The sequence below is a fragment of the uncultured Fibrobacter sp. genome, from assembly GCF_947305105.1.
Taxonomy (GTDB): domain Bacteria; phylum Fibrobacterota; class Fibrobacteria; order Fibrobacterales; family Fibrobacteraceae; genus Fibrobacter.
In genome coordinates this window covers 1-14,026 of sequence record NZ_CAMZCS010000027.1, presented here as the reverse complement: position 1 = coordinate 14,026, position 14,026 = coordinate 1, and the positions used below count along the sequence as shown (strand labels likewise).

The following is a 14,026-nucleotide window of genomic DNA, read 5'->3' as shown; positions in this document are numbered from 1 at the left end:
AAAAAAACGATGCTGGAGCATCTTGAACCACTTTTTCAAACAATATTATTTTTATATTACGTAAATATAATCGTACCAGGAATTACCCAATGACCCTTACCGAACGCATATCCAAACTTGTACAATCCCTTTCTGTCGGCATCCCCGAACGCGAATTCTGTTTCCAGCTCGCCTTCCTCGGCGTAATCATCAGCGAACCCTTCTACATTTTCGGCCGTTGCGGCTCGGGCAAGTCCCTCCTGACTAAGCGCCTCATCGCCACCTTCCGCAACCCGAAAGTGCTCAAGTTCGGCAAAAGGGAGATGGATTTCCCCGAAAAGCTCGCCGGCTACGACATAATTATCTTCAAGGGATTCAACCCCGCAAGCGAAACGACCAAGCACAACCTCCAGGTCGCCATCCAGGACCGCGAAGATATCCCGCTGGTTATCCTCGGCGAAATCCGCCCCGAAACGGCAATGCGCCAGACGGGCATGGCCGACCGCATCACGCTCACCATCACGCTCCCCGAAAGCCTCTCGTCGCCTGCACTGTGCCACCTGCTGCAGAACCAGTTTGAAATCGAGAACTTCACCGTGGACCCGGAACTGACCATCTCCACCGAAGAACGGCGCCAGTGGCTGAGCGAAATCAAGCAAGTCTCGCTTTCTGAAGATGTTCTCGGCATCATCGGCCAACTCTCCGAAGCCGCAGACAACAACGACCTCTACATTTCCATCCGCCAATGGATGTCGCTGACCGACCTCATCAAGGCGACAGCATTCTTCAACGGCAGGAAAGAAGCGAACATCACCGACACGTTCCTCCTGGGCACGGCTGTATGGGGCAAGACCTCCACGAGCAGGATCCTCATGCAGAGCTACAGTGAAGTCCTCCACAAGCAGTTGCTCAAGGAAGTGCCCGGCGCGTTCGAGCAGGACTACGACACCGAAGATCTCGCCTACCGCATCGACCTTATTTCCCGGACAAGCAACAACTGCTACGACACGCACACGCTCAACAACCAGCAGTGCCTCTACTACAGGATTACCATCAGCGGCGAACCTGTACACCTGTACGTCCCGCTGTACCGCATCGAGACCGAAGAAGACTTCCACCCGTTCAACGAATTGAACATGATCGAGAAGCGCGTCATGTGCAACTACCACGGGACATCGACTTGCACCATCAGCATCGACTCCGCAGTGAAAGGCGTGAACGCACACAGGGCCGGCCCGGTCCGCGCAGGCACCTCGGTACGCTTCGAGGAATTCGCGAAACTGCCCACCTATATCGTCAAGGAAAACGACCCCCAGATTATTGCGAACAAACGTGAACAGCTGGCAAAAATTGCGCAGGAAATCCGCGAAGTCTCCGAAAAGGAGAACCAGAAACTCCGCGCCTGCAAGGCAATCTACCAGGCGCTCAAGGCATCGGCAGACAACGTTTTCTGCGATCCCAAGACGCTCGCAAACGCACAGCAGGTGGTCAAGGACAAGTTCGACAACACGGCCGCCCTGCTAAAGAAAATAAAGGAGATCCATACGAACCTCATCCAGTTGAACCGGAAACTGACCGAGACCATCCAGAAGATGACGCAGGGAGGCAACGGCTAGGCTTTTTGCGACGGCAAAACATCATTTTGGCAATCGGGGCCCCGCAAAGGGCCCCCTTTTTTTGTCATTTTGCATTGTGAAAAATCACAATTTTTTATACGATATATAAAAAATTGCTTATTTTTGCGTGAAAATACACTTTTTGCATTGTGAAAGTATTGACTTTTGAATTTTTTTTGTTTATGTTTAAAACAAATCCGACAGAATCGAACCATCGAGATGTTGGAAGGAGGGTCCATGAAGGACATATTTGAATACACGGGATACCGGCAATACATCGCCGACTACTATGCCGAAAAAAAGGAAAAGACCGCTTTCACCTGGCGTGAATTCACAAAGAAAGCGGGATTCACTTCGTCGGTCTATCTCAAATACATAAGCGAAGGGCAGTTCAGCCTGAGCGAGGACGCCGTAGAACGCGTGGCCGACGCCATGCACCTCACGGGACAGCGCCGCGAGTACTTCCGCGAAATGACGCAGTTCGACCACGCCAAAACCGACAAGGCCAAGAAGGACGCTTTCAACAGGATGCTCGCCATCGCAAACCAGAACAAGGCAAAAATCATCGAGGGCGACGCCTTCCGCTATTTCGATAGCTGGAAAAACCCGGTGCTCCGTGAACTTGCTCCCGCGATGCCGGGAGCGAAGCCACTTGCGCTCGCCCACGCATGCCGCCCCAAAATCAGCGCTGCCGAAGTGAGCGAATCGCTCAACTTCCTTGTCAAGGCGGACCTGCTGCAGAAAGACGAGCACGACAACTACGTACAGACCGATCGCGTGGTGACAACAGGGCCCCTAGGTGCCGCAGCCGTCGCCATCCGCGGGATGCACCGGCAAATGGGCGAGTTCGCACTGGAGGCTATCGAGGGCGTACCGCAAGACGAACGCCACTTTTCGGGCATCACTCTCGGCATCACGCGCAATGCCTACCACGAGATTGTCGAAGAAATCGCGGCATTCCGCAAAAGAATCATTGAAATCGCCACCAAGGAAAAGGACAGCGACGAGGTGTACCGCCTGAACGTCCAGTTCTTCCCGATGACAAACAAATCAGAAATTAAAAAAGGATAGGAGGGAACCATGTTTACACTCAACAAGAAATCAATCATCGGGTGTGCAGCCCTGCTAATGGCATTGGCAGCATGCAGCGACAACGAAGACAAGCCCATCTCTATAATGGGAGGAGCTTCCGAAGAGACAGACTACATCGCCAACCAGGACACGTCAACAACCGATAAGGACTCGTCGCAAAAAACGACCAATATCCAAAAGGTTATCTATTTCAGAGCATCTGCTCCAAAAAGGGCATTTTTCTCTGACACAAGCATCAGCATGTCGGCAAGCCAGCCATTCGACATGGCAATGATATACGAGCTTGATTCCACATATCTAAATGAAACAGGGAACGCGGTACTGTCAATCAATCCATACAGAACATCAATGGATCCATATGCCGCATACCAATTTCAGTTTGACAGCATCCCGTTCAAAAGCCCGTATGTCCTAATAGAACTGGGATACCGAAAATCTTTCTCGGGAATCACGACAAAACGAGCCATGGTCGATTTACGTGATTCCGGAAGCATTTACATCAACACGCTTACAGACTTTGTAAGCTACCGCGTGAGAGACGAGGCTCTAGACAGCATGACCTTCGCAAATAAGAAACAAAAAGCGGAAGCCGAACTCCTGGAATCGCTCGGAATATATGACACCTTCTCTCATTTCGATAAAGAAAAAACTTTCGACGATTCAAACCATGCGTTTATAGAAAACGCGTTATCGCAATTATTGGAAAAGGACGAGGAAAATGTTCTTATTTCTAGCTTCTCCCAAAATGGCACCTTTGAAGGCGTAACATACATCTTTCTTGATACCTTGCTGAAGTATATAACCAACATTGAGAAAATAAATTTGGAAATAGTCAATCGGACGGGAGAGCCCTGGGCAAGCGCATTCCAGGAAGACCAAAAATTAAACCAATTCTACATAAACTTAGTTGCAGCCATGCACAAGGCCGGTCAATGCACAAATGCAGAAGAAGGAAAAATGGTTGAATTGAACAAGGAGAACCTGCACGTCATTTGCCGTTCGGGATCATGGAAGGTTACCATCAAGCCGATACCGCATTCGATCGACTCCATTGTTGACTCGCGCGACGGGAATGTCTACAAGACCGTAACCATCGACATGGACGGAACCACGCAAACATGGATGGCCGAAGACCTGGCCTATGCAGCAGACGGTTCCCACTGTTCGCGAGAATTATTCCGCCCCTACGAAGAAGACCCATTTTATTGCAAGTACTACGGAAGGGAATATACCTTGCAGACAGCCCTTGGCATAGACTCTTCTTTCTACAGGCTTCCCAACTTCGATGAATGCACAGAGTTCAAGGCGGCATATTGCTATCAATCCTGTACCGATTCCACCTTTGCTTTTCTTGACTCCATTAAGAAAGTGTTGACCTATGAAGAATACAATACCCCTGAATACGATTTCTACAAATTGCACGACAAATGCACGTTCGAATGTAACTCCATCTCGGACACGGCAGCATTCATGTCGGCATGCAAAAGCGACGAGAGAAAAATAGACTGGGACAAGCTACAGGACATTACAGACACGACAAAGATGCAGGGAATATGCCCTGACGGATGGAGAATTCCGTCTACCAAGGACTGGAAAAAATGGATAGAACTTTTCGAAAAGAATTATGACTTTAGGTATCCTGAAAATGACAACGACAACCATCTAATCTTCTTCTCAACATTCGGCGATCCTTCTGGATTTGGAATACATCCCATAGTACTCCCTATGCCACTTTACGCAACGGAAGAGGAACATCGACCTTACCTCAAACCATTCGTTTCTGAAGACCCGTATGTGTCCTTTACCGCCTGGCCCTCTCAGGGCGCAGATGAAATGTCATCTGTCTGGTCATACACGGCAAACAAGAACGTATCGGCATATTCGTTCGATATCTCATGGCCAGGAATATTCCTTGCCGTTGGAGGCATCCCCGAAGAAAGCGATCGCTTCCATGTCCGTTGCATCAAGAACGACTAGCGGCGCGGCCTAGATGCCGTCTATGCCGATGTCGAGGTCGGTAAGGTCGTTGCGCACCACGAGCAGAATCGCATTCTGCGAGACGATGACGTAGCGTTCCCCGTTGACTTCGATTTCGTAGCCGTTCTGGTGGAGGTACAGGGCCTCGTCGCCTTCGCGGACCTGGAGCGGCACATAGTTCACCTTTTCCGCCGGCTCGCCACGGAACACGGAATCAGGGTCCTGGTTCGCGGGAATCGGGAAGCCGGGGCCCACACGCATGACGACGCCCGTATGCACGGCGTCGCGTTCCTTGACGCTCGGGGGCAAGTACAGGCCACCGCCTGTGCGGTTGGAGGCTTCCAATGGCTTAATGAGGACTCGGTCACCAATCACGACGATATTCTTCAAGGCATCTATCATGCCCCTAATATAAGAAATCTTCTTACGGACCACGCCTTTTTTGCCTATATTGGTTTCGTGATTTACCTTGTCATCTGGACAATCATCTTTGGAACCATCGTCCTCGTCTTATTGAGGTCGCCCAAGGCGCGTAGCTGGTGGCGCATTTTCCGCTACAGCCGCAAAGTGAAAATCCTGAGCATCACTCTCCCGCTCCTGATCTTGGCGCTCTCGGTTGCAAGTATCCTTACTCCGCCCAAACCGCAAAAGCCCATTGACGAGGAAGCCGTGTTCCAGGAGTATGCCATGAACAAGGTAACAGAACTCCTGAAGAAGGGCGACTTTGTCTTGGGCGAAGGGGGTCTGGACAGTACCGCCACGCCCGAACTGGTCTATATCCTCCCCGCTGTCCTCCGGATATACAACAAAGAAGTCCGGCAAGCGACAACGCCCCACCTCGAACACGTCAAAGACACGCTCGGCATAACGTTCGTCGGCTACAGGCAATTCAAGAACCGCGGCATCCGCATCCTCAAGAAACTCAGGCGCACACTCGGCAAGCGCTACCTGGTGACACTCACGAGCAAAGGTAGCCGCCACCTGCTGCAAATCGTCTACCTGGGCACTCCCTGGAACGGGGAACAGCTTTCGAGCCTGCCCGTCATGGAAGCGGCCTACATGCACGAAGTGGACCCGGCGCTGCTCATGTCGCTCGTGAAGCACGTGTCCGACTTCCGGATGAACTACGAGAAAGACGCGAAGCACAAAGGGATGCTCGCGCTGAAAGAAGGGACCGGGCTCGAACAGATTTACATAGGCGCCGAAGCCCTCAAGAAGGAACTCGACGCGGGGATACCCGTCGAAGACGCCATCATCCAGTTCTATCCACTGAACCCGCCGCGCTCCTCGCCAAAGGACTGGCGCAAAGACCCCATGCGGAGGTCTTGGACGGAACAGGTGCTCGGGGACATCCAGTTCTACCGCAACAACGGGCTCGACCTGACCGCGAAGGATGCGAAGGGCGGCCCGAAAAACAGGCTCCCCGCAATACTGCAGCCGCTCGTCCCCGTCGTCGGGGCGCAAGCCGCATCCAAAATTGCGGAACTCCCGCCCGACTCGCAGGCTGCCATCCTCGAAGATGAATTGCTGGGCGATGTGCCCGAAATCGACGGCGAGAACATCGCGGCCATGCCCGCAGCGATTGCCCTGGACCCGACAACCAGCGACAGCGCCGGGACATCCGTCCCGGAAGGTGCGAACGCAGACTCCGCCAATCCGCAAACGGCGCCGGTGCAGCCACCCGCGCCTCCCGCCCCCGAACAGACGGACACAGCAGAAGAAACCGAAATCATCGACCTGAACGAACTCTAAGGCCGAACCTTCAACATCAATTCACACCTTCAACATTTATCAACATCCTATCCACAAGATAGTCTGCTATAGCGTCACAAAAAAAAAGCGTTGACACTCAAAGAGTTGCAATCAAGGAGTAAGCCCGAATCAGGGAAAAACAGCGAATTGTCCACAACGGGCTCCAGGCTCGAGCAGTGAGCGATGAGGTATGAGCTATGAGCGGTGAGTCTTTGAGAGAATAGAGAATAGAGACTGGAGGCTAGTGAAAAGAATCACGCACTTCGTGTGTTATAACAGACGGCGAAGCCGTGATATTTCTCCCTAAACCCTAGATCCTAATCCCTAACTCATATCTAGAGATTGCTTCAGGGCTATTCGCCCTTCGCAATGACAAACCTACGCCTACTTTTTCCTCTCGTCTGTAGCCGCGCAGCGGCGTTCTCCTCATAGAGGATAACTCTACTAAGGCACTAAAGTGCCTAGTATCGTTTATCTCGTCTCTCGTCTAATCCCTAATTACCACTCTCTGCGTCTGATTGCCGATACGCACCAGGTACGTCGCAGAGCGATCCATGCGGATAGTGAAATTCGAGGCATTTACATGGCCGTTGGCAATCACGCGGCCCTGCATGTCGAGCACAGCATAGGCAGCCCCCACGCGGGCACCGGCCACCTGGATATCGCGGCCCACAGCCGTGAGCATGAACTGCGGCACCTGGGCAGCAGCAACAATTGCATCCTTGCCCTTGCTGGAACTCGACTTGGCCTTGCTAGAACTGCTCTTAGCCTTGCTGGAGCTGGACTTGGCGCGGCTCGAACTGGATTTCACAGAACTGCTGGACTTGGCGGAGCTGGAACTCGATTGCACGCTGCTGGAAACGGGCTTTGCAGAACTGCTCGAAGAGACGCTGGAGCTGGACGCCACAGAGCTGCTCGAGGCCGCAGAACTGCTGCTCAGTTTATCGAAGGACGCAGTAAACGCAATGTCTTCCGTCACGGTGAACGTACAAGTCGCCTTTTTGCCACAAATGTCATTGTTCCATTCTACAAAAACATAACCATCATACGCATCCGCGCTCGCAGTCACTGTGGTCCCATACGGGACCGTGCTGGAAACATATTGCGAGAAGTTAGTGCTGCCGTTTGCCCTTAACCCTACCCTGCCACCGGGCGAGTTCGAACCGACGGCCACCTGGAATTTCGCAATGTCCCAATCCGCATAGAAAACCTTGTCACCCGCATCCGTTGCGGCAATGCCGACAACTGTATCGCCAGAGAAGTCCGGCGTGGCATACCAACCTTTGAATATGATACTCCCATGTTCAAGCGGCGGCAGCTCGAAGGTTTGACCCGGCTTGTAAACGAGAATGGGGCTATTGAGGACGCCCAAGGTATCCCCTTCGAGAACAACTGCGTTAATCTTTTCCGGCTGGGCGAATTCGGGATATTCTGCGCCCTGGGTCCAGATATCGCCGGTGATGCCCTGCGCGACCGCATTGCCGGAGCTGTCTTTCTGGACGTAATCGTGGAGGGCGTTTTGCAAAGTGCCATCCGTGAAGGCGGCTTCCGCAACGGGAGTCGCTCCGCAGGAATCCGACAAGCCACCCCCCAAATAGAAATTGTTGTCGACAACCACTTGTTCGCTTAAATCAGTAATATCGGCATCTGCAGGCATAGATCCCTTATTGTAGTTGTTGAGGACAAAGGAGCGCAATATACGGTATTCAACGACATCCGTCCTACTGACCAGCACTCTCGAGAGACTCAAGCTTCCAATCAGCCCGCCCGCATGGCCCCTCGGGGTCTCTCCCGTAAAATCGGTGATGCTGTAATTGTTCGCTATAAAGGCATGGCCGGTCATATGGCCAACAAGGGTGCCAGCGCCATAAAGCCTAGAATATGTATTGCTCCCCACCATTTGCATGGTATTCACAAGGTTTATGGTACCCTTCATATAACTCTGCATGAGAACCAGGTTGGTGTAGGATTCCCCTACAAGGCCGCCCACGAACATAAGGGCGTCGGAGAAAATGATTCCCTCAAAACTGCTGTTAAACATATTGATGTAGCCGTAAGATCTATTAATAAGACCACCCGCCACATTATCGTGCCAACCATAAACAAAGCCGCTATAGTGGCAATTGTCCATAGATAAGATCGTACTGTCATTGACATAACTCACTAGACCGCTACTAGCTCCGTAAGAATCGTTCACCTTCACGTTGCGGATGACAACCGGTTTTCCGGCTTCGCCCGCATAAATGGAACCGAACAACGGCGATCCATACAGGCCGGAAATCTTATGCCCCTGCCCATCGAACGTCCCACTGAAAACAGTTATCGGAGTCCACTGCATGAACGTCGACATCCTGGAGCTGTCAAGCGTTCCGTTGCGCTTCAAGACATTCTCGTTGACCACGATATCCTTCGTGAGCTTGCCGCAAAGGTTAGGCTGCGAAGCCTGCCCATCGCCATACGTCCCTCTGACCATGGCCGCAAAACCGTAAAGTTCCGCCTTGTCCGAAATGGCATAGCAATTGTCCGCAACATCCCGCTCCGGTTTGCTTATCTTGAACCAGGATGCATAGAAATGCTTATCGCCCACATCCGTCCCTACAATGGAATCAACCGGCACTCCCGTCAATTCCTCGTTATCATACCAACCAGAGAAAACGTAGCCCTCATTTGATAGGCCGGTATATGGAAGCGATGCCTGGGCCCCTTCTATATAGTTGAAAATCGTGTCTTCACGCGAAATCTCGCTTATCAGGCTACTTGTATTCCAGTCGCCATCAAATCTCCCTTCACCGCAATGGAAATAGATATTGAAACGGTTCTTGAGTTTCGCCCAATATTCGAGATTCCCTTTCGCCGTATCCTTGATAACCTTATACGGGTTTCCGTCAAATGCGGAATTGTCGTACCAGCCGAAGAAAACCGTGTTTTCCTTTTCGACGGTATCGGGCAAGGCCGTATTGAATCCGGAGATATAGCTGTCGAAATAAGAGGCCGTGTCGCCATTGAACGTATGGAACGTCACACTGTACCTGGCCGCCGCGGAATTCTTGATTTCGCCCGAGAAGTTCGGATAGTCATCCGTCCCGACATCCTGACCCCAAATAGAGCCGTCGGTCCCTTCGTGCAGGGCGCGCGCCACGGTCCCGTTTTCAAACTGTGTCTCGTTCGCGGTCTTGATGCCCCCTTTTTCATCCTGTTCATTCGAACCCAGAACAAAGGAATTCTTGACGACAAGCAAGCCGTAATTCGATCCGTGGATTTTTTCGCCGCGCACATTGTAGCAGTTTTCGATTGTGACGGATACACGCTCGTCAATTTCGTACAACAGATGATTGATGAACCTGCTACCGCCGTAATTGCCCGACGACATATTAAAGCAATTCAGGATTTTCACATGGGAATCCTTGTTGTCGCTCGCATCGGAATCGACCACCTTGGCAGCAAAAATTCCTACCACCTCGTCAACGTACAAGCTTTTCACCGCGAAGTAGGAATCAATTATTCCTAGATTCTTTATCACCGTCTCCCCGTCGGGATTTCCCACGAGAGTGCGGATGAAGCCGACATCCTTGGCGTCATCTTCGTCGGACACGTCCCTGTACAGGCCAGCGATGGTGTGCCCGTTCCCGTCGAAGGTTCCCGCGAAACTGTCGATGGGGTTCCACGGAACAAAACTTGCAGCATTTTCGTCTTTAAGGGATCCCGATGCATAGAGGACATCCGTGTTCACGACGATATCCTTCAGGAGTTTGCCGCAGGCGGACTTGTTCTTCGCGAATCCGTCCGTCCCGTTCACGATGGCGGCAAAGCCGTAGAGTTCCTCTGCGCTCGAAATCTGGTAGCAGCCATCCGATAGCGCCGGCTGCTGGGGAGTGATGCTTGCCGCGGTGGCGGCGGTTCCGGCAAGGAGTGCCGCAGAAATAGAAAACAAAAATCTTGAAGTCATGACTTATCTCCTTCAACACTTAATAAAATAACAAAAAGGAGCGAGGGGCGAGGAAATAGCAATGAGCTATGAGCGGTGAGCAATGAGTATTCGAGAGACTAGAGAATAGAGACTAGCGGCTAGTGAAAAGAATCACGCACTTCGTGCGTCAATATAGGACGGCGAAGCCGTGATATTTCTCCCTAGCCCCTAGATCCTAGCCCCTAATCACTTCCTACTGCCTACTGTCTACTGTCTACTTCCTACTTTCACTCTCTGCGTCTGGTTGCCTATGCGCATCAGGTAAGTCGCGGAGCGGTCCATGTGGACACTGAAATCCGTGGCATTTACATGGCCGTTGGCAATCACGCGGCCCTGCATGTCGAACACGGCGTAGACAGAACCCACGCGGGCACCGGACACCTGGATGCTGCGGCCGACAGCGGCAAGCGAGAACTGCGGCAGCTGGCCGGCGGCGGCAATGGCGTCCTTGCCCTTGCTAGAGCTGGACTTCGCCTTGCTGGAACTAGACTTCGCCTTACTGCTGCTAGACTTAGCCTTGCTACTACTGGACTTCGCCTTTGCAGAAGAACTGCTCGACTTGACGCTGCTAGAAGACTTGGCTCTGCTGGAACTAGATTTCACAGAACTGCTGGACATAGCGGAGCTGGAATTGACTTCCGGAGAGCTGGAACTGATTTTTTCCTCGCTGCTCGAAGATGCCGCAACGCTAGAACTCGTATTGGCGGGACCGGGCGGCGCCACGGAACTGCTGGATGCAATACTGGAACTACTCACGTGTTTTTGCCATTTCGGCGTAATAACAAAATACCCAGATGCCGTCGCAGGGATTTCAGTTATCAGATTAGAGTCATAATACCAACCCAAAAAATCGTAACCTTTTGCAGTAGGAGTTGGCAAAGGCAGCGTCTGACCTGGCGTATATAAAAGAGCATTCGTTGGCACATCATATTCGCGCAACCGTATAACACTGCGCGTTTCATTTTCAAAGAAAATAGGGTATTTGCTACCTTGAATCCATTTATCGCCCGTAGCACCACCCACAATTTCTATACCGGCAGCATCATTCTGGACATAATTGTACAACGCCGTAGCCACGGTCCCATTAGCAAAATCCAAGGCTTCGACCTCTGTCCCGATGCCGTCTATAAAGCTCGTCCCTGTCAAATAGTAGTTGTTTTCAAAAGTCACGTTATAATTCTTTAGCCACACACCACTAGAACCACTAACCAAACCACTGCTATAATTATTAAGGACAAATGATTGGCCAATTCCAGAAAAATAGCCCCCAATCAAACCATTCGCAAGACATTTATTACAAACAATGTCGGCAGCATTGTAGTTGTTCGCAATAAAGAATTGCCCTGAGATTTCCCCTACCAAGCCACCCACTTCATCACCACCTTCAATGCGTCCTTCATTGGAATTCTGCAAAAGAACCATATACTCATCAGAGTATCCCACAAGGCCTCCGGCATAACCCCCATCAGGAATAGAAATTATCCCACGATGGCTACTATTTTTTATAATCAATACATAATCGGCATACGAGACCAGACCACCAACATGGGCCGCGTATTCATCTACGTAAATAGCGCCATCAAAATGCGTGTTATCTATTTCCATCAAAGGGCGATAACCGCTATAAGAACTAATAATTCCGGCAGCAAAATGATAACCATAAACGAAAGTATCCTTGACTTTTAAATTGCGAATGGTAACTTTGGTATAATCATAAGGCTCAGGCGCATACGCACTAAATATCGCTTCATTCACATAGAGCCCGGAAATCGTATGCCCTTGCCCATCGAAAAAGCCATTATAAAGATTTATAGTATTCCATGGGAAAAATTCCTCCTCTCTTGCGCTGTCGAGTGTTCCGTCTTCCTTCAAGACATTCTTGTTCACAACAATATCCTGCGTAAGTTTACCACAGACGTCATCTAGACGTTTTTCCCCCTCGGCAAACTCCCCGTTCACAAGTGCGGAAAAACCGAAGAGTTCCGCCACATCCGAAATTTCGTAGCAACTGTCCGCAGGGTCTATCGGCGGCCTCTTGAGGTCGAACCACTTGGCATAGAAATCCTTGTCGCCCGTTTCATCCGGCCCCACAGAATCAACCGGATTTCCCGTCAGTTCCTCGTTGTCGTACCATTCCAAGAAGATACTGCTGTCACGACCAAGCCATTTATAAAGCACCGTTCCTTTTCCGCTTATGTAGCAATCCGTATTTTCTTCCATGGGCACATAATCGTCCAGAATACACTCTTGACGATACAATGAAAAAACGGCACCGTCGGCATGATAGGTTATCTTATAGCGTCTATTCATCTTCGCCCAGTATTCAAGATCCCCTTTTGTTGTGTCAGAAATAATCGTGTCAGGCGTTCCGCTGAATTCAGCACTCCTGTACCAACCGCCAAAGTACATATTTTCTTGCTCGACTTTTTCGGGGAGAGCAACGTTGAATCCAGAGATATAGCTATCGAAATAGGAGGCCGTATCACCCTCAAAAGTATGGAACGTAACATTGTACCTAGCCGTCGCAGTATTTACGAGACGGCCAGAAAAACCCGGATATTTATCCTTACCTACGATCTGCCCCCAAATGGAACCGTCCTCTCCTTCACGCAAGGCGTACGCAACCGCCCCGTTACTAAAAGCGGCAGAATCCGTTAAAGCTCCATAAGTAACATAGCGAATACCTTTTCGCTTCAGTGTGTAGGAGTTGCTTATTTTAACATATGGATAAGTTGAAAACGCGTCCCATTTATCAAAAAAACTTGAATAAAAATCATTGTCACTATCGACAAATAATCCCGCGTTATAGCAGTTTGTCACGGTCAAATGCGCTCTTTCGTCTAAATAACCCGTGATAGCCCCCATATCTAGATAAGCCCTTGGAGTCTCAATGGTAGACAATGTGTAGAAATTGGTTATCCGGACTTCTGCCTTCCCATAAATATTATTGGTAAGGACCCCGGCAGCGGATGAAGGCGAGAAATAAGAATCAACAATTCCTAAGTTCTTCACGACGACAACAGAATCCCACGAAGAGATCGATTCAAAAAGTCCAGATTTTGTGGCGGAATATAGTCCTGAGATGACATGCCCGTTGCCATTGAACGTTCCCGAGAATCCAACTAACGGTATCCATGGAACAAAAGTCTTGGCGCTATTGCGATTGAGCCTCCCCGATTCATCCAGCACGTTCTCATTTACAACGATATCATTCAGGAGTTCGCCGCAAACAGCACTATTCCCAGGAATACTGTCATTCCCGTTTACAATTTCGGCAAAACCGTAGAGTTCCTCCGCTGTCGAAATCTGGTAACAGCCATCTGACTGAATCGGCACTACAGGAGTAATAGTCGCTGCGGTGGCAGCGGTTCCGGCAAGAAGTGCCGCAGAAATAGAAAACAAAAATCTTGAAGACATAACCCATCTCCTTCAACTCTTAATAAAATAATAAAAAGGCACGAGGCTCGAGGCGCGGGGCTCGGGCAATGAGCCGTGAGCGGTGAGCAATGAGCAGTGAAGCTTCAAGAGACTAGAGAATAGAGACTAGCGGCTAGTGAAAAGAATCACGCACTTCGTGCGTCAATATAGGACGGCGAAGCCGTGATATTTCTCCCTAGCCCACCACCTAAAGGTGGCCATGCCC

At 50.6% G+C, this 14,026-nt stretch carries 7 protein-coding genes; 4 read left to right on the top strand and 3 right to left on the bottom strand.

The window, feature by feature from the left end:
• Positions 1 to 89 precede the first annotated feature (89 nt).
• The 3 genes from Q0Y46_RS11335 (at position 90) to Q0Y46_RS11325 (ending at position 4,664) form a co-directional block, all read left to right on the top strand.
• Positions 90 to 1,595, top strand: coding sequence for a hypothetical protein (locus tag Q0Y46_RS11335; protein WP_297947468.1), 1,506 nt, complete (start codon positions 90 to 92; stop codon positions 1,593 to 1,595).
• Positions 1,596 to 1,832: 237 nt separating this feature from the next.
• A complete protein-coding gene (locus Q0Y46_RS11330) occupies positions 1,833 to 2,666 on the top strand; it encodes a TIGR02147 family protein (RefSeq protein ID WP_297947466.1) in 834 nt (277 codons plus the stop codon).
• A 9-nt stretch (positions 2,667 to 2,675) separates the two neighbouring features.
• Positions 2,676 to 4,664 carry an FISUMP domain-containing protein gene (locus Q0Y46_RS11325; RefSeq protein ID WP_297947464.1) on the top strand — a complete coding sequence of 663 codons (1,989 nt, stop codon included), beginning with the start codon at positions 2,676 to 2,678 and terminating at the stop codon, positions 4,662 to 4,664.
• Positions 4,665 to 4,673: 9 nt separating this feature from the next.
• Here Q0Y46_RS11325 and Q0Y46_RS11320 read toward each other — a convergent pair whose 3' ends face one another.
• Positions 4,674 to 5,066 carry a co-chaperone GroES family protein gene (locus Q0Y46_RS11320; protein WP_297947462.1) on the bottom strand — a complete coding sequence of 131 codons (393 nt, stop codon included), beginning with the start codon at positions 5,064 to 5,066 and terminating at the stop codon, positions 4,674 to 4,676.
• Positions 5,067 to 5,123: 57 nt separating this feature from the next.
• Here Q0Y46_RS11320 and Q0Y46_RS11315 point away from each other — a divergent pair, with 57 nt between their 5' ends.
• Complete coding sequence (locus tag Q0Y46_RS11315) at positions 5,124 to 6,416, top strand: hypothetical protein (protein WP_297947460.1); 1,293 nt, start codon at positions 5,124 to 5,126, stop codon at positions 6,414 to 6,416.
• A gap of 487 nt (positions 6,417 to 6,903) precedes the next feature.
• Here the strand turns inward: Q0Y46_RS11315 and Q0Y46_RS11310 are convergent, their stop codons facing one another.
• Together Q0Y46_RS11310 and Q0Y46_RS11305 are read right to left on the bottom strand one after the other, a co-directional pair.
• Positions 6,904 to 10,362 (bottom strand): InlB B-repeat-containing protein, encoded by a 3,459-nt coding sequence (locus tag Q0Y46_RS11310; RefSeq protein WP_297947458.1) that lies wholly within the window; start codon positions 10,360 to 10,362, stop codon positions 6,904 to 6,906.
• A gap of 228 nt (positions 10,363 to 10,590) precedes the next feature.
• Positions 10,591 to 13,800: an InlB B-repeat-containing protein gene (locus tag Q0Y46_RS11305; protein WP_297947455.1), complete on the bottom strand. Its 3,210-nt coding sequence runs from the start codon at positions 13,798 to 13,800 to the stop codon at positions 10,591 to 10,593.
• Between the last annotated feature and the right edge of the window lie 226 nt (positions 13,801 to 14,026).